Below are 22,907 nucleotides of genomic sequence, written 5' to 3' on the forward strand. Positions count from 1 at the left end.
TAACTAATTTAGCACAGCCGCCTCCGCCCATGTGGGTTTTCAGTCTTCAACTCTCACATCGAAGTGACGTTTCTTACCGAGGCTGATACGCCACCCCTCAGCCTCCGTCGGCAATAACTCTTCCGCCGAGGGGACGATCACGCCGTTTACGCGCAGGCCCCGTCCCAGTGCCAGTCGGCGAACTGCCGAACGCGAGGGCTCGATACCGAGTCGCACAATCAGTTCTGCCAGACTGATACCAGCATCCACACTGGCGCGGTCTATGGTCAACGGAATCAGTTCTGCGTCCTGTCCTTCGGCGAAGATTGCCTGAGCTGCGGCGTGTGCCTGGATCGCGGCGACCTCACCGTGAGCCAGCGAAGTTGCATGATCAGCCAGAATGGACTTGGCTTGATTGAGTGCAGCGCCACCACGGGCGGTTAGTTCGCTGATTTCATGCAGGGGCAACTCGGTAAATAGCGCAAGAAATCGGCCAACGTCGCGGTCATCGCAATTTCGCCAAAATTGCCAGAAATCAAACGGTGACAACCGGCTTCCGTCCAGCCACACAGCACCACTGACAGACTTGCCCATTTTCTTGCCATCACTGCTGGTCAGCAGCGGCATGGTCAGCCCGAACAGGTGACGGCTGTCACGTCGGCGCGCCAACTCTACCCCGTTAATGATGTTTGCCCATTGATCAGCCCCGCCCAATTGCACGGTGCACTCGTGAAGCCGTGCCAGCTCAGTGAAATCGTGGGCTTGCAGCAGGGTGTAACCGAACTCCAGAAAGGATAGCGAATGCTCGCGCTCCAGACGCTGACGAACTGCATCAAACGTCAATAACCGGTTGATCGAAAAATAGCGCCCAACCTGGTCCAGAAAGCGCAGGTAGCCGATGCCATCAAGCCACTCGGCATTATCTACTACCAAACCTGCGTCCTCTCCGAGTGTTAAGTAACGGTCGAAGGTCCGCGTGATGCCGGCGATATTTGCCTGAATTTGGGCCTCATCCAAGATTGGCCGACTCTCATCGCGAAAGCTGGGATCGCCAATTCGGGTGGTAGCACCGCCGATCAGCAGGATCGGCCGATGCCCGGCTTTCTGCAGCCAGCGCATCAGCATCAGCCCTTGCAAATGGCCCACATGAAGACTGTCGGCAGTAGCGTCAAAACCGAGGTAGATTGTTCTGGAGCCGCTTGAAAGGTGCTCGCGCAGGCCGTCCAGGTCCGTGCTTTGGTGCACGAAACCGCGCGCCTGCAAGTGGTCGATCAGGTCGTTGGATGGGTCTGTCATTGAGTCTCTCCTAGGAGTTGGCCCGAGGAGAAGGAAATAAATCCGATTCGCCTCGAGCGGATCGGATGCACGCAGCCGCTACCGCCTCAAAAAATGAGTGGATAAGCGTAATAGCGGCAGAAAAAATTAGTTAATTTATTCATGAATCCATGGTCGCGGTAAGAGCAGCGCTAGTCAAGCCACGCATTGGCTAAGCTGGCCAGTGGCACGGAGGATCAAAAACGAAGGCACGCACAATCAAGACACCTACCGATCGTTAGGCACTTAATGTACGCCATGGATCAGGGCCTACGAAAGCCTTGCTGTGACGTTTTTTCAACCTAGTCAGGCTGCGCCATGATCAATATCGAAACGCCCACCTATTACTCGGCTACAAAAAAATACAACCTCGCGTTCCCTACCTTGGAACACGACATAGAAGCGCAAGTGGTGATCATTGGCGGCGGCTTCTCGGGCATCAATACGGCTCTTGAACTGGCGGAGAAAGGCATCACCAACATTGTGGTCCTGGAGGCGCGCTACCTCGGATTTGGCGGTACCGGGCGAAATGGCGGCCAGATCATGGCGGGGATTGGTCACAACCTCGAAAAGATCAAAAGCAGCGTCGGCGAACAAGGTCTGCGCGAGATCTTTGAAATCAGCGAACTTGGCGCGGGCATCATCAAGGACCGCATCGACAGATATGCAATCGATGCGGACTTCTGCCACGGGTATGGCTACCTCGGCTTCAATGATCGCCAGGCCAAAACCCTTCGCGCCTGGGAGAAAGATTTCAAAACCATCAATACCCGGGACGAGATCCGCTTTATGGCGGGCAGCGAGGTCAAACAGATCATTGGCTCCGATGCCTACAGCAGCGCCCTGCTGCACATGGGCGGTGGCCATGTGCACTCCCTTAACTTACTGCTGGGCGAAGCACAAGCTGCAGTCGGTCTCGGCGTACGCATTTTTGAACACAGCCCTGCGCTTGAGGTGACCTACGGTGATCGCATTACAGTGCGCACCGGACGTGGCTCGGTGAAGGCTGAAAAGCTGTTGTGGGCCTGCGACAGTTTTCTAAACAAGCTGGAACCCGAACTGCACAAAACGACGATTAACACCTACGCGTTTCAGATGATGACAGAGCCTCTTTCCGAAGAATTGATCCAGCGCATCAGCCCAATCCGCGGCGCCTACAGCGACATCCGCCCCGTCATCGACTACTACCGAGTTACCAATGAGAACCGGCTGTTGTTCGGCGCCGCGACCCCGGTCGTCGAACATATCCCTAAAGATCTCAAAGCGTGGAACCGCAAGCGGATGCTGAGCATCTTCCCCTACCTAAAGGACGTAAAAATCGACCTTGCCTGGGGCGGCCCTATGGCTACAGGCGCCAATTTGTTTCCTCAAATCGGCACGCTGAGCGGCCGCCCAAACGCCTTTTACGTTCAAGGCTATGCAGGCTTCGGCGTCACCCCGAGCCACATTATCTGCAAAGTGTTGGCCGAGGGCATGAGCGAAGGGTCGTCACGCTATAACCTGATCAGTTCCGTCAAGCACGCACAAATTCTCGGTAAAGACCATATCCGTCCCTTGATCCTGACGGCAGGTAAAAGCCTTCACCAACTCTCAGGCTACTTCAACGGTCGTCGCTGAATAACGCTTTCAATTTACTCACTGGAGAACTGCCATGACCATCACTACTGTTCAGCAAAACATTCAGCTGTCTGCACTGGATTCCTGGGGCACCGTAGCCGACCTCGGCTCAACCATCCTGGAAGGCGAAGTCAAAGCCTTTGGCAAGATGACCTTGGGGGCACCGACCGACCCGGTCAGCAGCGCTTACTTCGGCACCACCAAAGGGAAGTTCCGCATGGAATACCCTTTCAACGAACAAGCAACCGTCGTCACTGGCGAGGTGATCCTCACTGAAGAAGCCACTGGCAAAAGCACGCGTTACGCGGTGGGCGACACCTGGTTTGTAACCAAGGGTACTGCTGTCGTCTGGGAGATTGTCAGCGAAGAATTCGTTAAACATTACTTCGCTGTCGCTTGATACGTTTGGCGTTACTGATTTAGCACCTGCTCCTTTGGCCACTGCCGATCTTCGGCAGTGGTTTTTTTATGCCTACCTGAACATCACAGTTTCCAGTTGCGGCAGTGGATCAGAAATCCGATGGCGATCACCGGAGCACAAATGCATAGCCCGACGACTTCCTTATCCACGGGCCACCTGCCCGGCAGCAAGTGCAAGCGAGTCCCCCAAAATTCGCCACAATGCGGCGACGCGACGCCGGTAGGTGTGCTCGTTACCGTAAATCAACTCGACGTGAAGACTGTCGATCAGCCCGATGTACGCGTCCTGGAATATCGTGAGATCGTTGGCACTAAGCGCTGGGTATTTGGCCTTAATACTGATACCAAACAGCTCGCGCATGCGGTCGAGATAGGCTTCAAAGCCAGTACTCACCGCGCCTTTCAGCTCTGCGGGTGGAAAAAATGCAGTACGCAGCAGAAAGCGCAGCGCAGCTGAAGACTCATAGCGGTGCGCAAGGTGGTCCGTGTACAGCGTGTCCAGGCCAACAGGACTGGTTGCGGCCGCGGCGAACCTGTCCTCAACATATTGCCTTTCCGTCGCTAACGCCAAATCCAGTACCGCTCCGAACAGGTCATCCTTGCTTTTGAAATGCGCATACAACGAAGGCTTGCGCATACCCGCCACGACAGCGATGTCATTGAGTGATGAGGCGTCGTAGCCACGTTCTGCGAAATGCACCAGGGCGATGTCGCATATTCTTCCTGCTGAGGGGCTGAGCACTTTCATTCGAATGTCCTTGCAATCAATCTTTAATCAGTGAATCAGTGCGGCGATCTGGTCAGCCTTGCCTTGGCTCACGCTGACCCAGGTGAGTAAACCCACCACAGCAGCGCACAGGATCAGTAATCCACACCATGCCGTGGCACCATGGCTACTCACCAGGCCGGTCAAGGGCGTTGCGCACGCCGAGATGCCGAGTTGAAAGGCCCCCAGCAAGGCCGCTGTTGAACCCAGTGCGATAGTTTGCGAAGACATCACCAGCGTCATCAGCGTGGTTTCGGCAATCCCCACCCCAAGCAACGCGATCGCCACTCCGGCCACCAGCCAGTACAAACCCAGCCCGGCGGCCGCGGCACCGCAGGCAATGAGAGCACCCGCCACAATGCAGCAGGCACCGGCCACTGCCATGCGCGCCAAGCCGTATTTGCCAACCAGCTTCGCCGCCAGCGAGGCACCGACAAGGATCGCGATACCGGTTGCGCCGAACAGGGTACCAAACTGGGCTGCGGGTAACCCGTAGTCATTCTGGTAGATGAAGGTGGCGCCGCCGATGTAGGCAAAAAGAAAAAAGAACACAGATGACAACGCTAATGCCGGCTTAAGAAAACGCATATCTTGGGCTATGCGCGCATACGTCTGGATCGCCAGTTTGAAGTTCAACGGTTCCCGCTTATTCGCAGGTAACGTTTCACGCAATACCACGATGGAGTTCACCGCAACCAAAGCGCCTAGGACAGCCAATACCACCATCACGGCGCGCCATCCGAAATGCACATCAATGTAACCACCCAGCGCAGGCGCGATAATGGGAGCGACACCCTCGATGGTCATCAGCAAGCCAAACAGCTTGGCCGCCTGCACTCCCTGGGTGACATCCCGCACCATGCTCATGATGACCACCAGCGTTAATGCACTACCCAGCCCTTGAAAAAATCGAGCAACCAACATCCAATCCAACGTCGGTGCTGCGCCAGCCACCAATGCGCTCAGGCTGAACAGTAAAAGCCCGGCAATCAAGGGACGTCGACGCCCCCACGCGTCGACGATAGGACCGAACAGCAATTGACCGAGCCCCATAGCCAGCAAGAAGACCGTGAGCGTCAACTGAATGCTGGCCACACTGGTCGAATAATCAACCGCCATCTCCGGCAGGCTGGGCAGATACATGTCGACGGCCGATGGGCCAAGTGCGCCAATGGCCCCTAAAGCCATGGCGAATTTCAATGAGGGACTGCTTGAATTGATCCGGTTCATCATAAACTCACGAATTGCTTCCTACCGGAAGGTAGGGTGCGGCCGCGAGATTATCCAATATCCGTGCAAGGGGTCAAGTCGTTAATGAATTGGCCGTCAGGCAGCGCCGGCTAAAGCGCCTACCAAGGCTTGCGCGCGGAAGTCTTTGGGGGACTGCTCAAAGTGTTTTTTGAACGAACGACTGAAATGCGCGGAGTCGGTAAACCCCCACTTGTACGCGATTGAGGTAATCGACTCAGATCGTAGAAAGGGATTTACCAAGTCTGTCGCGCTGCGCTCAAGCCTTGCACGCTGGATATAGCGGCAGACACTATCGCCCTCTTCCTCAAAGAGGCGGTAAAGATGCCTGACAGAGATTTTCAACCGGCCAGCCAGACAAGCCGGCGTCAGATTGGTCTGAGCCAGGGAATCGTCGATCACCTTATGAACGTAGCTGCGCAGATTCACACCACCGAGCACGGCAGCATCGTTAACCTTCTCTTCGGCCTGTTCGAACCCGGGAGCCAGCAGCAAGATAAAAGCACTCTGCAAGGCTTCACCTTCGGCCGCGGCGCTGTCAGTACCATCGCCCCCCTTACAGGCTTGGTCCATCAGCAAATGCAGCATCCGGCCACATGCTTTGGTCGATGAGATCTTGCCAAAGATCGGCGCGACGCCTTTAAGCTGTTGCTGCACTTCCGAGCGCGACAATGACAGGGACGCGTGTTCGATCAGGCCGTGCGGGGCGATCGAGCAAGGGCCAACCGAATCCATCAGCATCAGGTCGCCAGGCGCCAACTGAATTGTCACGCCTCCCTGGGTGATGTGTGAGTAGCCGGTCCGCTGACTGACTAGGAAACAATGTTCGTCGTTTTCGTAATCAGCACGGTCACCGTAACGCACAATGTTGCCAGCGTTAGTGCGCATATTAGCCAATGACAGTCCACCATGGGACCAGGTGGAAATCTCGCCAATAAAAAGCGAACGATTGAACGCCAATTGGGTTTCGAAGCGACCACACAATGACTGCATGGTTGCGGTCCACTGATCCAACTCGTCCCAGGCAGCCTGATGATTGCTCATGAATACCTCCGCACGCGATGCTTATTTTTGTGCACAAATAGTTAACATATTACCAATAAGCGCACAACTGTAGATCCATACGGAAAGTGCTAGCAAAAGCCATGCCATTCAATGATTAAAGGGTCTTAAGCACCTCGTTCAGTGCCGATATCGCCTGCTGCATCAGGCGAGTTTGTTCAAAGCTAAACGAAATATATCGACGGAAAGCAGGCATTCGATTAACCACCTCACTGCCCCCCATGTGCTCCAACGCCACAGTCCAACCGCCTTGCGAATATTCGAGGGTGATTTTTTTGAAATCCAGCGGCATGAGTGCCGCTCGCAATGTCTGATTGGTGCTCATTTCACGCGTCAGCAAGTCGCTAAAGGCTGTCGGCCCTTTTCGGCGGCGACAGACCAGGCCTTTACGCGTAATAGCCCCCGTGTGGTGCACTTGGTAACACCCTTCGCTCCATTGTGAGGTGGGCGTGTGGAAGCGAAACTCGGTGAGTACCACATGCATCAGCAACTGCGCTTCGGCGCGCTCATGCACCTCAATGACGGGCCCCTGCGCACTGAACTTGAAATGCGCACGGACAGGGGCTGAAAACTGAAACGAGGGCTGGCCCAGGTTACGACGCACATGCTCAAGGGTCGCACCAGGACGATACCCGGCCGGTGCGCGTTGAGAGCTGAACAATTCAGACAGTTTTGAAAGCATGATCATGTGCCTCTGGCGGCTGAATACCTGGCTCCATGGCAAACTCCTTGGCCAGCACATCCTCAACCCGCGCAGGCTTAAAGGGATTGACCCTCTGCATCACCAGCGTCCAGAACAACGCATACACGGCGGTACCGCCCAACATGACTCCAAAAGGAATGTAGATATCCGCCGGGTTCATACCGGGTGGGGTGATAAACCACATACCCAACAGAATCCCCACGCTGGAAATGATCTGCGGTAACGGAAAAAACGGCGAGCGATAGGCCCGCGGCAGATCCGGGCGACGGATGCGCAGAATAACCACCGACAGCGTGACCAGCAGGTAAGCAGTACTCCAGGCACACACGGCAGCCAGCACCAAGTGCAGAATATTGTCCGCGTTACCGCCCAGGTACCAGGCATGCAGGCAAGGAATCAGCATCGCCACGAGAATGCACAGTAGCGGCGTCTTGAAGCGCGGATGCAAATACGTGAACACCTTCGGTAACGCACCATCGACCGCCATGCCATAGAGAATGCGCGGCACACCTGCCATCAGCGTATTGATGGTCGCAGCGCCAGCAAACAAAAAACCGATCCCCAGCCAGACGGGGCCGATATCACCCATGACCTGAGCGGCGAATTTGGGAATAGCCATAGGCGTATCCAGCAAGTGCAGTCCGGTCGCTGGATCCAGCACCAGATTTTCCACTTGGCGCTTCATGGCCGCGCCATAAATGAACATGCACGATGCCACGCCCACCAGGCCCAAGAGCATGGCCTTGGGCATGGTCGAGGCGGATTTGCGCAAGTCCGGCGCGAGCGGCGTTACAAACTCACAGCCCACAAACATGAACATGGCCATGCCCACCAGCGACAGAATGGTCATCAGATCGCTGCCTATCAACGACTCGCCAAACCATCCGTCCAGCTCCACTGCCGGGGCAGCGATCAATCCCAGCACGCCAAAGATCATCAATGTGGTCCACATGCCGAACGTCAGGATGATTTCCGCACGTCCAAACACGCTGACACCGAACGCGTTGAGAATCCCGAAACCGATAACGAACGCCACCCCCAGCAACCACGAGCCTCCGGCAGACTCGGCCAAACTGTTGAGGTGTTCAAAGTTCACCAGCGCCATCACCCCCGAAAGAATCGTTTCGGCGGTTCCTGCGAACACGTGCACGATCAGGTAGGCCGACAGCGTCCCGGTGATCGCAAAAAAACGCCCCATGCCACAGTTGATGTAGTCATAGACCGAGCCGGTAGTTGGCAAGATCGCTGCCGCTTCGGCAAACGTGGTCGCCTGGGCCAACATCATCACCACCGCGATCAACATCGCCACGGCAAAGGCTTTGCCACCAATACCAAAGCCCATAGTTGCAGTAAGGATGACGGGGCTGGCCATGATCAGGCCTACGGTACTGGCCAGTGCGGTAGGAAACCCGACCGAGCCGCGGTTCAAATGCTCAGTGAGCTTATGGTTGATCGACATTTTTTAATGTCCCTGACTTTAGGTTGGCGTAAGTAGCGACAAGCTGATCTTGGATGACCGCGCATCAACATGATGCTGGCGTCGCCGCGCACACTCACTTTGCGCCCCTGCACCAATGGCGTCTTGCCCACGGCTGCCGCCAAATTTGTTGCAGCCTGCCAATTCTGGGTAGCTGGCGAGCTGAGTCAAATGGCTGGCACGGTCGTTAAAGACGCAAGACTTTCAATCACCCCATTAATGACGCGCTTGACCTTCAACCGCACTTAAACAACAGGGAAATAATAATGGGGCACACCTCGACTACTCGTTCACTCTCAATGGCCGTTGCGATGGGTATGACCAGCGCTGCATTTGCTCAGGCCGCGCACGCCTACGAGCTGTATGCCGACACTGACACGCATATCAACGGCAATTTCCTGGCCGTTTACGGCTTGTTCAATAGCCGCAAAAACTACGATGGCGCCTCCGGCGGTTCCACTTGGCGTGAAGGGTTCATTAAATATGGATTAAGCATCGACCGTACGCTAGGCAGCTATGGCAGCGTGTATGGCACAGCTAACCTGGTCAGTTCGGGTACCTGGGGTGACGGCGATGCTTCTGGCCTGACCGATGGCAGCGAGCGCACCACGAAGTTTGACGAAGCGTTCGCCGGATGGCGCTCCGCAGACCTGTTCCCAGCCCTGGGCAAGGACGGTGTGGATGTCTCCTTCGGCCGGCAAATCATCCAGTTGGGCAACGGTTTTATCATCAATGATGACGGGCTAAACTTTGGTAAAGGCGTGGCGGACGGTGAATTCAACCGAGGCGGCGCCTACTACCTTGCTGCACGCCACGCGTTCGATGAAACCGCGGTGCTGCGCCTGGGTGGCAAAGACGGGTTGCATGGCAGTGTCATGTGGATCAAGTCGGACAACCGCTCTCAAGCCAAGACGGAAATGGCGGCAGGAACCCTGGACTACACTGCGGCACCCGGCACCCTTGGCTTGACTTACATCCACGGCATAGACGTGGATGACCGCTACGCGAGCGACTTCCAGAAACAACGCAAAGGCATGGATATCTATAGCCTGCGGGGCACAGGCGACGCCGGCATCAAAAACGCCCATTTCGGTTTTGAATACGCCTGGCAAGACAAAGACGCGGGCGCGGAAAAAGCCTGGTATGCAGAAGCTGGCTATACCTTCGCCGATACGTTGTGGAGCCCCGACATCACTTACCGCTACAGCCGCTATTCCGAAGGCTGGGACTCTATGTTCAACGGCTACAGCACCGGCTATGGCACCTGGTTCCAGGGCGAAGTGGCCGCCAATTACTCTGGCCCCTTCAACAGCAATACCTCCATTCACCACGTGGCGCTCAAGGTACATCCGCTAGAGAATCTGACCGTGGGCGCGCTGCTGTTTGACTTTTCAACCACCCACAAGCAAGACAACCTGGATTTGAGCGGCCGGGAGCTGGATGTGTTTGCCGAGTGGGCCGTCAACGAGCACTTGATCATCACGCCCCTCGTCGGCCTCTACAAACCCAAGCAGGATGAAAACACCGGCGGCAATCAGGTCGGTGGTAATGGCACCAACCTGTACAGCCAGCTGACTGTCGCTGTGCCGTTCTGATAAAAACAGGGCAACCACCGGGGTTGCCCTGCGCTCATGCCTGGTTGTGCTGATGCAACATCGTCTGAACCTGTTGCGTCGCCTGACGCGTGCTGTCAGCCAGCTCTTTGACCTCGTCGGCCACCACCGAAAAACCCCGCCCAACTTCACCTGCGCGCGCCGCCTCAATGGCGGCGCTGAGCGCTAACAGGTTGGTCTGATCGGCACTCCTTTTGATAACTCCCACCACCGTTGCGATTTGCGCGTACATCACTTGGTTCTATTGCAGGACGTGCTCATGGCTGGCCTGCGCAGAGCGCTCATCGCTGATGTCACGCACCGCGCCCAGCATACGCGTCAGTTGGCCCTGCTCATTGCGCAAGGCACGACCGCGCTCCCGGCACCAGATGCACCCTCGCGCTTTATGCTGCATGCGGTACTCAAACACATACTCACCACTGCCACCTGGCTTGACGATTTCCCGCTCGAACGCAGTCATGATTCCTGCGAGATCATCAGGATGGGTAATGCTGACCTGAGCGTCCCAACCATCAGGCAGCTCATGCACGGTAAAGCCCATTAACGCTCGAAACTGATTGGATATGCGCATCTGACTCGCGGGATGCGGAAGCGGGATGTCACCTTGAACCACCGCAATGTTCCAGGTGCCTTCGGTCAATTTGGATTGGACAATTCCCAGACATGGGCCCGGCTGGCGTATGCCACGAAATCTTAGGGAATAACGTGTATGGCGCTGCCAGGCATTTTGTCTGTACCTGCCGCTTGGCAGCGCCGGCCTGACCTTCAGCTGGCAATTACCGCTTTGAGCACAGCTTTGAACGTATCGATCTGCTCATCTGTAAACTGACCGAAGACTTTTTCCTGCTGTTCCCGGGCGATCGACCACAGTGACTCAGTGTCATCGACACCTTTGACGGTGAGCCGCACACGGTCGTTATCATCGACGACAAGGCCCTTGCGCTTGAGATTGGCCACTGCCTCCTCAATTTCACGCACAGGCATCGCCACCTCACGCTGCAACTGGTTGAGATCCAGGCCCGCGTCATTCTCCAGCACCATCAACATCCGCGCTTCGCTGGTACGCAGCCCGGTGGACAGTTGACGAGGCTGATAGCTGGCCTGATAAGCCCGCAGCGCCTGCGTCATCAGGTAGTAAAGGTTGTGGCTCAAGCGACCCTGGAAATGGCTGCTGGGCGGCTGACCTTCATCACGTTTGGTCATTCGGGTATGGGGCAGCACCATCGAGTAGGCCCCCTGGTGATAGAGCAGGGGCGAACGACCAAAATCGTCAAACGCCACCACTTTGCCGATCATGATCCAGTGGTCGCCGCCGTCGACCTGCTGAAACTTTTCACAATGAAAACGTGCCGAGCAGTCCGCAAATACGGGTGCACCGCCCTCCCCCGGTTCAAATTCGACCCCGGCGAAACGGTCATCCTTCGGGCGAGCAAAGTTGTTGGACAAGTCAATCTGATCGGCGGCCAGTACGTTGACGGCGAAGTGGCTCGCCTCCTCAAACACCTCATGACTGTTGGAGCGCTTATCGATGCTCCACAAGATCAACGGCGGGTCCAGTGACACCGAGTTGAAGCTATTGGCCGTCACGCCCACTTTACGGCCGCTAGGTGTCGAAGCCGTCACCACCGTGACACCTGTCGCGAAATTACCCAAGGCTCGACGGAACGCACGCGCGTCGAACTCATTGGTTGGATTGGATGCAAGGACATCAGACATAGATAACTCCCGGATTGACCCGCAGATCAACCCTGATTGTTGTTATTGGAGTAGCAGGACCGCGAGGACTTGATCAGACCATTGAAGGGTCAGGCTCAAGACCCATCAGCTCGCGCCCGAGGATCTGCGCGCATACGTCATAGTCGGTGTAAGCATGCGCGCCGGTGAGATGGGAGTCCCGGAACAGGCGTTGCAGCTCATTGGTTTCGAACCAGGCGCCGCCGCCCGCCGCCTCCATCAAGCGGTCTACGGCCTGGATACACATCTTGGTTGCGTACCCCTGATTAGTCCGCCAAAACGCCAGGGTTTCCCGGTCCGGATACTGGTGCTGCTCGCTGTAGTAGGCGATCTCATTCCAGCTTTTTTCCAGCAAGGCTCGAGCAGCAGCCACCTGGTGCGTGGACTCGGCCAGACGCATCAGCGCCGGCGTAGCAGCGCCCACCGCAGCACCTGTGTAGGCACGCACGCGATTTTTGGTTTTCTCGCGGAACACCTCGAGCATACGCTCGGCGACACCCAGGCTGACCGTCGAAAAGCCGCTGGCAAAATAGGGGCGATAAGGTGCAAAGAAGATCTTGCTGTCTGGGTAAAGACCGAAGCCCACGGACTTGCCTTCCATCATGTCCTTGGCTTTCTGGATTCGGTGCTCAGGCACAAAGGCATCTTTGACGATCAGCGTCTTGCTACCGCTGCCCCGCATACCCACCGCATACCAGTCATCACGGATCTCATAGTCACTGCGTGGCAACACTGCGAAGCAATAGTCCTGGGTGCCCTCAGCATTTTTTCGACGAAAGCCCATGATGGCCCACTCAGCATGATCACACCCCGAACTCCAGCCCATTTCACCGCTGAATGTCACACCGCCTTCGACTTCCTCGGTACGACCGAAGGGCGCAATACTGCTGCTGGCCGTTGCATCAGGGTCATCCCTCCATACTTCGTCCTGCAACGTTGAGGAGAACATTGCCAATTGATGGCTGTGGGTACACAACAGGCTCATGGCCCATGCGGTGCTGGCACAGGACGCGGCCAGCACCGCGATGCAATCAGCAAACTGAGGAAGAGAAATCTCCAAGCCGCCGTACTTTCTCGGCTGCAGCGCACGGTGCATACCGATGCTTTTGAGCAAGGCAATATTCTCGGCCGGGGCACTGCGATCTTTCTCTGCTTGAAAGGCATTGGCAGCGATGGCAGGCAGAACGGCTTTCAGGTCTTCGAGCAGAGGATTGGGCTTTTTCATGGCGGGGCTCTTTATTATTGGATGTCAGCGATTCCGGTGCTGGATAATCACGGTTTGACCCGCTACCAAAAGCAGCGAAACCGTTGCTCCCAGCCAGGAACGCTCAGAAGTACTAGACCAGTATGAGTCGGTAAACAGCCTAGGAAAATGCACGTTCCAAGTAGAAGATTGTACTTTTCAAAGCCTTCGCGCCCGCTGAAAACTTCATGTTCCAGCGGTTGGCCAGGGTGCGTCATAACGCCACACTAGATAGGTCAGCTAACTAATGAACATGCCGACAAACAAGCGCCAGCACGAAGCCATGCTGGAGAGCCTGGGGCTGAACCTGGTGCTGCAAGCTCGACTTTACCGGCGCGAGCTGGACGAAGCCTTGAAGACATACGGTTTATCCGAGGCCAATACCCTGCCGATTCGCTACCTGGCGCGTTTAGGCAAAGGAGTACGCCAGGGCATATTGGCCGAAGCCCTGGACCTGGAAGGCCCCACCTTGGTCAGGGTACTGGACCAGCTACAAGCCATCGGACTGATCGCCCGTGTCGATACCAAAAATGATCGGCGCGTGAAAATCGTCGAGTTGACGCCCGAAGGCAAAGCGCTGAATAAAAAACTGCGCAAGGATTTGAAGCAACTGCGCGAACGTTTGTTCGCGGGTATCAATGAAACAGACTTGCAGGCGTGTTTGCGTGTGTTCGAACAGTTGGATCAAAACCTTCGTTCGAAGAGCCAGCCGCCTGAAGTGACCTGACGAGCCCTGTTGTGCCGCGCCGACCGTCGACGGGTCTACTGGCTTGTCTTCATTGCTCTGGAGCGGATATGAAACAGCAAGATTACGACTACATCATCGTCGGCGCAGGCTCGGCCGGATGCGTGGTAGCGACAAGAATCATTCAACAGACCGACGCCCGTGTATTACTGCTCGAAGCGGGTGGCAGTGACGAAAACCTGTTCGTTCATATGCCTGCCGGCGTGGCGAAAGTCATTGCGACCAAATCCTGGGATTATACGACCGAGCCAGACCCACAAACCGGCAACCGGCAACCGGCAACCGCCGCATGACCGTTGCTCAAGGCAAGATCCTGGGTGGCAGCAGTTCAGTCAACGGCATGATTTATATCCGTGGCCAGCAGCAAGACTATGATGCCTGGGCCACGGATTACGGTTGTACTGGGTGGAGCTACAACGATTTACTGCCCTGGTTTATACAGGCAGAAGGCAACGAAAGTCTCGCCGACCGGTATCACGGCAATGCAGGCCCGCTCTCGGTCAGCGAGAATCGATATCGCCATCCACTTTCCATGGCCTTCATCAGAGCAGGGCAACAATCACGGGTGTCGTGTTCAGTGTCAACGATGGCGCTGAGCAACACGTCAAGGCCAGTCAGGAAGTGATCCTGAGCAGCGGCGCAAACGGCTCGCCTAAAGTACTGATGCTCTCCGGCGTCGGGCCTGCCGAGCATCTCCACGACATGGGAATAACGGTAGTCGCCGACCTACCGGTCGGGAAAAACTTGCACGACCATTTGCACTTGTCCATCAACGCCACCCTCAAGCGGCCAATCTCGCTGTATGGTCAGGACAAAGGATTTAAAGCCATTCTCAACGGCGTTCAGTGGCTGGCGGTCAGAACCGGCGTAGTAACCTCCAACATCCTGGAAGGCGCGGCCTTTATCGACACCACAGCCAGCGGCCGGCCCGATGTTCAAGTGCACTTCCTGCCGGCATTGGATACATCGGATGACCCGGACGGTATTGGCAAAGGCCAAACCCACGGTATCACTCTCAAGGTTGGCCACTTGCAACCCAAGTCCCGCGGGCAGGTCATGCTGCGCAGCAGCAATCCCAAAGATCCACCCAAGATCATTGGCAACCTTCTGCATCACCCGGACGACCTTGCCGGCCAGGTCAGAGCAGTGAAAGCCGGATTGAAGCTGCTGGAAACACCCGCCCTCAAGGCGGAAATTGACCAGGTGTTCTCCCCTGCCTGCAACTTCGCAGAACATGCCTCTGAATTGCTGAATTCGGATCTCAGCCTTGAGCAATTTGTCCGCGAAACCTGCAAGACCGTTTACCACCCGGTGGGCAGCTGTCGAATGGGCACAGACCCGTGCTCATCCGTCGTAGACCTCTCCCTCAGGGTCCATGGGATCAGCAACCTGCGTGTAATCGATAGCTCCGTATTCCCGCTAATTCCAAGTGGCAACACCAACGCGCCGACAATTGCCGTCGCGGAAAAAGCCGCACACCTAGTGATCTGCGCTCAATTGGCGTCGCCCCCACGGCTGGCTAAAGCAAGCCAGCCAGCCCTTGTGTGAGGCAAGCGTTGCCGTCGCTGGCAGGCACAGTCATGCCACTGACACGTACAGTCAAGATCAACGGACTGGCGCAGCGTAATTTGCCCCTTATGACTCCGCCTACAGAGCGGCACTGTCACCTGCTTAATTATTGGAGCCCGCCTGCATGAGCGATATCGCACTTCTTCCCAGCGTCAGCCAATTTCTCGGTCGCGATCACGGCCTTTACATCGATGGTGGATATGTTGCCTGCAGCACCACCGCCAAGCTCAAGGTCATCAACCCGGCCAATGGTGAAGTCATCGCACAGGTTAGCGATGCAGGCCAGAGCGATATAGACTGCGCTGTCAATTCCGCCAATTTGGGCTTTAAGATCTGGTCCAAAACCAGCCCGGCCGCCAGGGCGGCGGTGCTGTTCAAACTGGCCGACCTGTTGGAGCAGAACCGCGAAGAACTGGCACAGATAGAAACCTGCCAATCTGGCAAAATCATTCACATTGCCCGCGCTTTCGAGGTCGATCAGGCCGCCCACTTCCTGCGTTACTACGCAGGTTGGGCCACCAAAATTACCGGCGAAACGATCACCCCTTCGCTACCCTCCTTCGCTGGAGAGCGCTACACCGCATTTACGCTGCGCGAGCCGGTAGGCGTTGTGGTCGGGATTGTGCCGTGGAACTTCTCCACCATGATCGCCATCTGGAAATTGGCCTCGGCCTTGACCACCGGTTGCAGCATAATCATCAAGCCGAGTGAATTCACACCGCTGACGATCTTGCGCATTGCCGAACTGGCAAGCGAAGCCGGTCTGCCACCCGGCGCATTGAACGTGTTGACGGGCAGCGGCCTGGTTGGCAAAGCGCTGATCGAACACCCGGGCACCGATAAAGTCTCTTTCACCGGCTCTGTCCCCACCGGGATCGCCGTGGGCAAAGGTGCGATGGACGCCAAGTTGACCCGCGCCACACTGGAGTTGGGCGGCAAGAACTCCGTCGGTTTCCTGCGCGACATTGATCTGGATAAAGCCGCCGACGGCATCATCGAGGCAGGCTTCCTGCACTCAGGGCAAATCTGCGCGGCCGCCGAGCGCTTTTTTGCACACCGCTCACAGATCGAACCGATCATGGAGAAACTCTCACAGCGCCTGGCGTCGTTGAAAATCGGCTCACCACTGGATGAGGCGACCCAGTTCGGCCCCGTCACCAACAAACAACATCAACAGAAACTCGCGGGCTTTTTTGAGACTGCACGCTCGGAAAACAGCACTATCGTCTACGGCGGCAAACTGATCGAGGGGCCCGGCTGCTATGTTGAGCCAACGATCATCCTCGCCAACTCCATCAACGATACCTTGCTCAACGAAGAAACCTTCGGCCCGATCGCGACGTTTTTCCCGTACGACACCGAGGAAGAACTGCTGCATCTGATGAACAATACGCCATACGGCCTCAGTGCAAGCCTGTGGACCAACGACCTATCCAAGGCTCTGCGCCTAGTACCGGAAATTCAGGCCGGCACCGTCTGGGTCAACATGCACACCATGCTCGACCCAGCAGTGCCCTTTGGTGGCATCAAGTCATCGGGGATTGGCCGCGAGTTCGGTTCGGCATTCATCGACGACTACACAGAACTGAAATCGGTGATGATTCGTTATTAAGCGAGCACCCTGAGCGATCTTGTTAGACCTACCCAAGACCCGGCTCTGGCCGGGTCTTGTCATTGGAGTATTCCGCGCAGTTGCGCCTGACCGTTATTGACCAACCCCCTGTGCATGGAGACCGTCCAGCCAGTGCTGCCGCACAAGCCTCAGTTGAACTGGCCATGGCCTGCGAGCAACTGGGTTATTACCGCTACTGGCTGGCCGAGCATCCCACCAAGCCATTGACAGCGACAATCACTGCATTGCATTTGAGTCACACTGCATCAGTTCTATATGCCAAGGGCGCTACCGGCAGTGACCGAAAAAAACCATCCACTGCCCAGAGTCGGCTTTAACCAGTGCACAGCGCGACGGATTGTAAAGGAAGGTTTTTCCTGATGATGAACAACCTTGAGCATCCACCGCCAGCACTGAGCCATTGCATGCGATGATATTTGCTAGTATCGGTCGAGGGGTCTGAATGCCTAGAGTTCACCCGCGCCCCGAGTGGGGGAACAAAACAGACAGGCACAAAAAAGCCCAGTAAAACTGGGCTTTTTCTATGTAATGGCGGAGAGATAGGGATTCGAACCCTAGGTACCGGTGAAGGTACAACGGATTTCGAATCCGTCCCATTCGGCCACTCTGGCATCTCTCCAACGGCGCGCATCATAACAGCCTGTTTCCTGGAAGCAAAGCGCAAAAGCGATTTTTTTCCGTGCTATCAGATGCTTGCGTCGATTAAAGCGGTACGCCGAGACGCTTGGCGACTTCTTCGTAGGCTTCGATAACGTCACCGAGGCCCTGGCGAAAGCGGTCTTTGTCCATCTTCTTCTTGGTGTCCTTGTCCCACAGGCGGCAGCCGTCCGGGCTGAATTCGTCGCCCAGGACGATGGAGCCGTCGTGGAACACACCGAATTCCAGCTTGAAGTCCACCAGCAAGAGGCCGGCGTCGTCGAACAGTTTGCTCAAAACGTCGTTGACCTTGAGGGACAACTCTTTCATGCGTGCCAGTTGCTCAGCGGTTCCCCAGCCGAACGCCACGACGTGGGATTCGTTGATGAACGGGTCACCCTTGGCGTCGTCCTTCAGGAACAGCTCGAAGGTGTAAGGGTTGAGCTTGAGGCCCTCCTCCACACCCAGGCGCTTGACCAGGCTGCCGGCGGCGTAGTTACGCACAACGCATTCAACCGGGATCATGTCGAGCTTCTTGACCAGGCACTCGTTGTCGCCCAGCAGTTTGTCGAATTGGGTCGGAATGCCGGCCTCTTCGAGTTTCTGCATGATGAAGGCGTTGAACTTGTTGTTCACCATGCCCTTGCGATCAAGTTGTTCGATGCGCTTGCCGTCGAACGCCGAGGTGTCGTTGCGAAACAGCAGGATCAAGCGGTTGGCGTCGTCGGTCTTGTACACCGACTTGGCTTTGCCGCGGTAGAGTTCTTCACGTTTTTCCATGATGGGCTCCGCTTTGAGTGAGGTGGGCTAGGCGATGTGTCGCCAGTCGAGCCCTGAATCTTGATCGGCCAGTTGCAGCCAGTCCGGGTCGCACCCGAGGGTGTCGACAAAACATTGCCGGGCAAGCGTCGGCAGGTTGTTCTTGCTGCTCAGGTGGGCCAGGACCAAGTGTTGCAGGTCTTGCCAGCCCAACTCATACACCAGGTACGCCGCCTGGTGGTTGTTCAAATGTCCCAGGTCGCCGCCAACCCGTTGCTTGAGAAAGTACGGGTAGTGACCGCGAGCCAGCAGATCTCGGCAGTGGTTGGACTCGATCATCAATGCATCGAGGTCCCGGTAACCGTCCAGCACCTTGGCGCAGTAGGAACCCAGGTCGGTGAGCACGCCGAAACGTCGCTCACCGTCACTGAAAACATACTGCGTCGGCTCCTGGGCGTCGTGCGCCACGGCAATCACATCAATGCTCAAGGCACCAATCTGCAGCTGCTCGCCACCGGCGAGGAAACCTGCGGGTTCTATGGGTTTGCGCATCCCGCGCAAGGTACCGCGACTCAGGTACACCGGAAGATTGTAGCGCCGAGACAGCAAACCCACGCCATGCACGTGGTCGGCATGTTCGTGGGTCACCAGAATCGCGCTCAGTTGCGAGGGGTGAACCCCCAGTCGCAACAGGCGCCGCTCGGTTTCCCTCAGGGAGAAACCACAATCCACCAGCACGTACGTGTCGTCGTGGGCGACCAGCGTGCCGTTCCCTTGGCTACCGCTGCCGAGAACGGCAAAACGCATCGGATCAGCCCAGGTTGTCCTGAATCACGCCCAACACTTTGCGAGCTGTTTCAGCTGGCGCAACGGTGTTGATGTTTTTCTCGACGGTGACTTGCACGTTTTCGCCAACCTTGCTCAAACGAACCTGATAACGCTCAGCGCGGGTTTCGATCTCTTCCTTGGTCGGCGCGCTGCCGAACAATTTGCCGAAGAAACCTGGCTCGTCGTCTTTCTTCACGGCTTTTTCGGCCACGTTGATGTAGTACAGGCCCAGGCTTCGGTTGATATCTTCAACACGCCAAGGGCCTTGCTCCAAGGCGCGACCGACGCTGGCCCAGGCACGGTCCAGGTCTTCACCCAGGTTCAACACCACGTTGCCGCTGCCGTCTTCGGTGAGACTGACGCGGCTTGGCGTGTCGTAATCACGCGCGGCGAGCAGGGAAACGGAACCGCCCTTCTCGGAGATGCGGCTCATGCTGGCCAGCATCTCGTCGACCAATGCGGCATCAACACCGGTATTGACCGAACGGTTGGTGAACTCGACGTTGGACGTGCTGCCGGCAGGACGCTCGGCGCTGATCACATAGACTTCACTGGTATTACGTTGCACGCCGGGCTCGATGCGCACACGCACTCGTGCCTCGCTGTCGGCGGCTACACCGCCAGCCTGCAGACGCTTGGCCATGTTGGCGGACAGCTCGCTGCCCTGCTGCCATGCCGTGGTGAACTCACCGGTCTGCGGGCGTTGTTCGTCGATACGGAAACCGTTGTCCTGGAAGAACTGCACGGCCACCGGCCAGACTTCAGCAGGTGGGCGCTGGGCCACGATCCAGCGGGAATCACCGCTCTTTTGCAGGCTGTAGTCGCTGGCATCCGCCACGGCCGAGATCGGCTGTGGACGTGGCACCACGTACTCACCCTTGGTGGTGTCGTCGGCGACGTTGCGCGGAATCGGCAGCAGCGGGTCAAGGCGCTTGGCGACGCTGACGTCCGGCGGCAGTTGCATCGGTTTTGTTGCTTGTGCTTCCAGGTAATCGCTGCCGCGGTCACGGAAGTAGCCTTCCGGGCCCCAGATCCAACCGCAGCCACTGGTGCTGGAGATAATCAAGGCAAGTGCGGAAAGTCCGGCCAATCGCTTCATGCGTAGTGCTTCCTCAATTAAACCAGGACGCCGGACTGGCGCAGGGCCTGTCGCAGCGGTTCGTGACAGGCTTCGCTGAGACGGGTGAGCGGCAGACGGATACCGTCCGGCATCATGCCCATCTCAACCAGCGCCCATTTCACGGGAATAGGGTTGGATTCAATAAACAGTGTCTTGTTGAGCGGCATCAGCTTCTCGTGGATCGCACGCGCTGTGACGGCGTCGCCAGCGATGGCGGCGGCGCACATTTCGCTCATGGCACGCGGAGCCACGTTGGCGGTCACGGAGATGTTGCCCTTGCCGCCCAGCAGGATCAGCTCGACAGCCGTGGCATCGTCACCGGAATACACCAGGAAGTCGCTGCTCACGCCGGCCAGGATGTCCTTGGCGCGTTGCAGGTCGCCGGTGGCTTCTTTGATGCCGATGATGTTCGGCACGCTGGACAGGCGGATCACGGTCTCGGCCTTCATATCGCACGCGGTGCGACCCGGCACGTTATAGAGGATTTGCGGGATATCAACAGCTTCGGCAATGGCGCGGAAATGCTGGTACAGGCCTTCCTGGGTCGGCTTGTTGTAGTACGGGGTCACCAGCAGGCAGGCGTCGGCGCCGGCTTTCTTGGCGTTTTTAGTCAGCTCAATCGCTTCACGCGTCGAGTTGGCGCCCGTACCGGCGATCACGGCGATACGGCCCGCAACGCGCTTGACCACGAATTCGATCACCTGGATGTGTTCTTCCACATCGAGGGTAGCCGATTCACCTGTGGTGCCGACCGCTACGATGGCGTTGGTGCCTTCTTGCAGGTGGAAGTCCACCAGTTTGCCAAGGCTGTCCCAGTCGAGATGACCTTGTGCATCCATGGGTGTGACCAGTGCCACCATACTGCCCGCAATCATGCAACCGCTCCTGCCGGAAAAAGAGAGCCGTAATGGTACTGGCGCCAAGATGCTTGTACAAGCGAAGTACCGCCTGAGGATGCGTTCTGACGCAACTAAACGACGGCCAATGCGATCATTGGCCCAAAGCCTGGCTTGAGACGGGGTGAAATAAAGTGGATCACGCAATGAAAACGCCACCTCCTATCCCTTGGCGACGCTTTTCGCTACCCTTCATGCTTTGATCGATACAGCCCGTACAGTGTCGACCGCTCATCGTTTTAGGAAGGCTGCATGTCCACCCCCACAGTTCGCGAACAATTCCTTGTTATCAGTGCCCTCGGCGCCAACCCCATGGAGCTGACCAACGTCCTGTGCCGCGCCAGCCATGAAAACCGCTGCGCCGTCGTGACCTCCCGCCTGACCCGTCATGGCGAATGCAGTGCACTGGTACTGCAGATTTCCGGCACCTGGGACGCGCTGGCGCGCCTGGAAACTGGCCTGCCGGGCCTGGCCAAGAAGCACGACTTCACCGTCAACGTGGTGCGCAGCGCCGCCCTGGAAAATCGTCCACAGGCGCTGCCCTACGTGGCATATGTCAGTTCGGCCTACCGCTCGGACATCGTCAACGAGCTGTGCCAGTTCTTTATCGACCACAACGTTGAGCTGGAAAACCTGACCTGCGACACCTACCAGGCACCGCAAACCGGCGGCACCATGCTCAACGCCACCTTCACCGTGACCTTGCCGGCCGGCGTACAGATCAGTTGGCTGCGCGACCAGTTCCTGGATTTCGCCGATGCCCTGAACCTCGACGCCCTGATCGAGCCATGGCGCCCACAGAACCCAATGTAAGGAAGTACTTATGGCGGTAGTCATCGACAAACCCGTAGCCGATTTCGAAGCCCAGGCCACCAGCGGCCAGACCTTCAGCCTTGCTGCGCTCCAGGGCAAGCAGGTGGTGATTTATTTTTACCCGAAAGACAGCACGCCGGGCTGCACCACCGAAGGCCAGGGTTTTCGTGACCAGTACGCGGCGTTCAAGGCCGCCAACACCGAAGTGTTTGGCGTGTCGCGCGACAGTGTGAAGTCCCACGAGAACTTCAAGGGCAAGCAGGAGTTTCCTTTCGAGCTGATCAGCGACAAAGACGAAGCGGTTTGCCAGCTGTTTGATGTGATCAAGTTGAAAAAGCTGTACGGCAAGGAATACCTGGGCGTGGATCGCAGTACCTTCCTGATCGACAGCGAAGGTGTACTACGCCAGGAGTGGCGTGGCGTGAAAGTGCCAGGGCATGTGGATGCTGTTTTGGCAGCGGCGCAGGCCTTGAACAAGGCCTAAACGAGCTGACTTACTTGTGGCGAGCGAGCTTGCTTGCGCTGAAGTGCGAAGCGCTCCCGGATTTCAGGGGCGGCTTCGCAGCCCAGCGGGAGCATGCTCTTATCAAACTTAAAATAACTTACTGATTTTAAAGGGTTAAAATTTCACCCTAAAGTCTTGAGTCTTGCATAAACACTTTCAGGCGACCGCATTCTTGTGGCGAGCGGGCTTGTCCCGCGTTGGGCTGCGCAGCAGCCCCAAAACCAGGC

General features: G+C 56.9%; 23 protein-coding genes, 1 tRNA gene and 1 pseudogene. 10 read left to right on the forward strand and 15 right to left on the reverse strand.

The genetic code is table 11. The annotated features are described in order from the left end of the window. Nucleotides 1-39: 39 nt before the first annotated feature. Nucleotides 40-1,275, reverse strand: a complete 1,236-nt coding sequence (gene tyrS / locus ACR52_RS15990; RefSeq protein ID WP_048725982.1) for a tyrosine--tRNA ligase — start codon at nucleotides 1,273-1,275, stop codon at nucleotides 40-42. A gap of 336 nt (nucleotides 1,276-1,611) precedes the next feature. On the opposite strand from tyrS, the gene ACR52_RS15995 reads away from it, so the two are divergent. Continuing rightward, the gene (locus ACR52_RS15995; RefSeq protein WP_048725984.1) at nucleotides 1,612-2,910 is read left to right on the forward strand and encodes an NAD(P)/FAD-dependent oxidoreductase; all 1,299 of its coding nucleotides are present in this window, start codon (nucleotides 1,612-1,614) and stop codon (nucleotides 2,908-2,910) included. 34 nt (nucleotides 2,911-2,944) lie between these two features. Further along, nucleotides 2,945-3,310: a cupin domain-containing protein gene (locus ACR52_RS16000; protein WP_048725989.1), complete on the forward strand. Its 366-nt coding sequence runs from the start codon at nucleotides 2,945-2,947 to the stop codon at nucleotides 3,308-3,310. Nucleotides 3,311-3,472: 162 nt separating this feature from the next. Here the strand turns inward: ACR52_RS16000 and ACR52_RS16005 are convergent, their stop codons facing one another. From ACR52_RS16005 to ACR52_RS16025, 5 genes are all read right to left on the reverse strand, one after another. Beyond that, complete coding sequence (locus ACR52_RS16005; protein WP_048725991.1) at nucleotides 3,473-4,078, reverse strand: TetR/AcrR family transcriptional regulator; 606 nt, start codon at nucleotides 4,076-4,078, stop codon at nucleotides 3,473-3,475. A 27-nt stretch (nucleotides 4,079-4,105) separates the two neighbouring features. After that, nucleotides 4,106-5,326, reverse strand: coding sequence for a multidrug effflux MFS transporter (locus tag ACR52_RS16010; protein ID WP_048726039.1), 1,221 nt, complete (start codon nucleotides 5,324-5,326; stop codon nucleotides 4,106-4,108). 96 nt (nucleotides 5,327-5,422) lie between these two features. Continuing rightward, nucleotides 5,423-6,388, reverse strand: a complete 966-nt coding sequence (gene feaR, locus ACR52_RS16015; RefSeq protein WP_048725994.1) for a transcriptional regulator FeaR — start codon at nucleotides 6,386-6,388, stop codon at nucleotides 5,423-5,425. Between the two features lie 115 nt (nucleotides 6,389-6,503). Beyond that, on the reverse strand, nucleotides 6,504-7,088 hold the full coding sequence (locus ACR52_RS16020) for a DUF3156 family protein (protein WP_048726042.1): 585 nt from the start codon (nucleotides 7,086-7,088) through the stop codon (nucleotides 6,504-6,506). After that, nucleotides 7,069-8,568, reverse strand: coding sequence for an APC family permease (locus ACR52_RS16025; protein WP_048725997.1), 1,500 nt, complete (start codon nucleotides 8,566-8,568; stop codon nucleotides 7,069-7,071). Before ACR52_RS16025 ends, ACR52_RS16020 begins: the two co-directional genes overlap by 20 nt. 284 nt (nucleotides 8,569-8,852) lie before the next feature. Here ACR52_RS16025 and ACR52_RS16030 point away from each other — a divergent pair, with 284 nt between their 5' ends. Then, nucleotides 8,853-10,181: an alginate export family protein gene (locus ACR52_RS16030; protein ID WP_048726000.1), complete on the forward strand. Its 1,329-nt coding sequence runs from the start codon at nucleotides 8,853-8,855 to the stop codon at nucleotides 10,179-10,181. A 55-nt stretch (nucleotides 10,182-10,236) separates the two neighbouring features. Here the strand turns inward: ACR52_RS16030 and ACR52_RS31750 are convergent. The 4 genes and pseudogenes from ACR52_RS31750 to ACR52_RS16045 form a co-directional block, all read right to left on the reverse strand. Further along, a pseudogene (locus ACR52_RS31750) lies at nucleotides 10,237-10,422 on the reverse strand (methyl-accepting chemotaxis protein); the annotation flags it as partial. A gap of 18 nt (nucleotides 10,423-10,440) precedes the next feature. After that, the gene (locus ACR52_RS31755) at nucleotides 10,441-10,770 is read right to left on the reverse strand and encodes a PAS domain-containing protein (RefSeq protein ID WP_236692157.1); all 330 of its coding nucleotides are present in this window, start codon (nucleotides 10,768-10,770) and stop codon (nucleotides 10,441-10,443) included. 194 nt (nucleotides 10,771-10,964) lie between these two features. Beyond that, nucleotides 10,965-11,915, reverse strand: a complete 951-nt coding sequence (locus ACR52_RS16040) for a p-hydroxyphenylacetate 3-hydroxylase reductase component (protein WP_048726003.1) — start codon at nucleotides 11,913-11,915, stop codon at nucleotides 10,965-10,967. 73 nt (nucleotides 11,916-11,988) lie between these two features. Continuing rightward, on the reverse strand, nucleotides 11,989-13,158 hold the full coding sequence (locus tag ACR52_RS16045) for a p-hydroxyphenylacetate 3-hydroxylase oxygenase component (RefSeq protein WP_048726006.1): 1,170 nt from the start codon (nucleotides 13,156-13,158) through the stop codon (nucleotides 11,989-11,991). A 265-nt stretch (nucleotides 13,159-13,423) separates the two neighbouring features. Here ACR52_RS16045 and ACR52_RS16050 point away from each other — a divergent pair, with 265 nt between their 5' ends. From ACR52_RS16050 to ACR52_RS16060, 5 genes are all read left to right on the forward strand, one after another. Further along, complete coding sequence (locus ACR52_RS16050) at nucleotides 13,424-13,903, forward strand: MarR family winged helix-turn-helix transcriptional regulator (protein WP_048726009.1); 480 nt, start codon at nucleotides 13,424-13,426, stop codon at nucleotides 13,901-13,903. Nucleotides 13,904-13,971: 68 nt separating this feature from the next. After that, complete coding sequence (locus tag ACR52_RS31505; protein WP_269084177.1) at nucleotides 13,972-14,214, forward strand: GMC family oxidoreductase N-terminal domain-containing protein; 243 nt, start codon at nucleotides 13,972-13,974, stop codon at nucleotides 14,212-14,214. After that, nucleotides 14,211-14,546 carry a GMC family oxidoreductase N-terminal domain-containing protein gene (locus ACR52_RS31510; RefSeq protein WP_269084178.1) on the forward strand — a complete coding sequence of 112 codons (336 nt, stop codon included), beginning with the start codon at nucleotides 14,211-14,213 and terminating at the stop codon, nucleotides 14,544-14,546. The genes ACR52_RS31505 and ACR52_RS31510 overlap by 4 nt, the downstream gene beginning before the upstream one ends. Beyond that, on the forward strand, nucleotides 14,492-15,469 hold the full coding sequence (locus ACR52_RS16055; protein WP_236692158.1) for a GMC family oxidoreductase: 978 nt from the start codon (nucleotides 14,492-14,494) through the stop codon (nucleotides 15,467-15,469). The genes ACR52_RS31510 and ACR52_RS16055 overlap by 55 nt, the downstream gene beginning before the upstream one ends. Before the next feature lie 145 nt (nucleotides 15,470-15,614). Beyond that, entirely contained in the window at nucleotides 15,615-17,102 is a 1,488-nt protein-coding gene (locus ACR52_RS16060) for an aldehyde dehydrogenase family protein (RefSeq protein WP_048726012.1), read from the forward strand. A 550-nt stretch (nucleotides 17,103-17,652) separates the two neighbouring features. Here ACR52_RS16060 and ACR52_RS16065 read toward each other — a convergent pair. From ACR52_RS16065 to dapA, 5 genes are all read right to left on the reverse strand, one after another. Next, nucleotides 17,653-17,742: transfer RNA gene (locus ACR52_RS16065), tRNA-Ser, on the reverse strand. An 83-nt stretch (nucleotides 17,743-17,825) separates the two neighbouring features. Then, nucleotides 17,826-18,539, reverse strand: a complete 714-nt coding sequence (gene purC, locus ACR52_RS16070) for a phosphoribosylaminoimidazolesuccinocarboxamide synthase (protein ID WP_048726015.1) — start codon at nucleotides 18,537-18,539, stop codon at nucleotides 17,826-17,828. A gap of 27 nt (nucleotides 18,540-18,566) precedes the next feature. Further along, the gene (locus tag ACR52_RS16075; RefSeq protein ID WP_048726018.1) at nucleotides 18,567-19,325 is read right to left on the reverse strand and encodes an MBL fold metallo-hydrolase; all 759 of its coding nucleotides are present in this window, start codon (nucleotides 19,323-19,325) and stop codon (nucleotides 18,567-18,569) included. A gap of 4 nt (nucleotides 19,326-19,329) precedes the next feature. Next, a complete protein-coding gene (bamC, locus tag ACR52_RS16080; protein WP_048726020.1) occupies nucleotides 19,330-20,445 on the reverse strand; it encodes an outer membrane protein assembly factor BamC in 1,116 nt (371 codons plus the stop codon). A 17-nt stretch (nucleotides 20,446-20,462) separates the two neighbouring features. After that, entirely contained in the window at nucleotides 20,463-21,341 is an 879-nt protein-coding gene (dapA, locus tag ACR52_RS16085; RefSeq protein WP_048726023.1) for a 4-hydroxy-tetrahydrodipicolinate synthase, read from the reverse strand. 273 nt (nucleotides 21,342-21,614) lie between these two features. Here dapA and ACR52_RS16090 point away from each other — a divergent pair, with 273 nt between their 5' ends. Both ACR52_RS16090 and ACR52_RS16095 read left to right on the forward strand, forming a co-directional pair. Then, a complete protein-coding gene (locus ACR52_RS16090; protein WP_003172487.1) occupies nucleotides 21,615-22,175 on the forward strand; it encodes a glycine cleavage system protein R in 561 nt (186 codons plus the stop codon). A gap of 10 nt (nucleotides 22,176-22,185) precedes the next feature. Then, on the forward strand, nucleotides 22,186-22,659 hold the full coding sequence (locus tag ACR52_RS16095; RefSeq protein WP_048726028.1) for a peroxiredoxin: 474 nt from the start codon (nucleotides 22,186-22,188) through the stop codon (nucleotides 22,657-22,659). Nucleotides 22,660-22,907 lie beyond the last annotated feature (248 nt).

Origin of the sequence: Pseudomonas fildesensis, assembly GCF_001050345.1 — a bacterium.
Taxonomy (GTDB): domain Bacteria; phylum Pseudomonadota; class Gammaproteobacteria; order Pseudomonadales; family Pseudomonadaceae; genus Aquipseudomonas; species Aquipseudomonas fildesensis.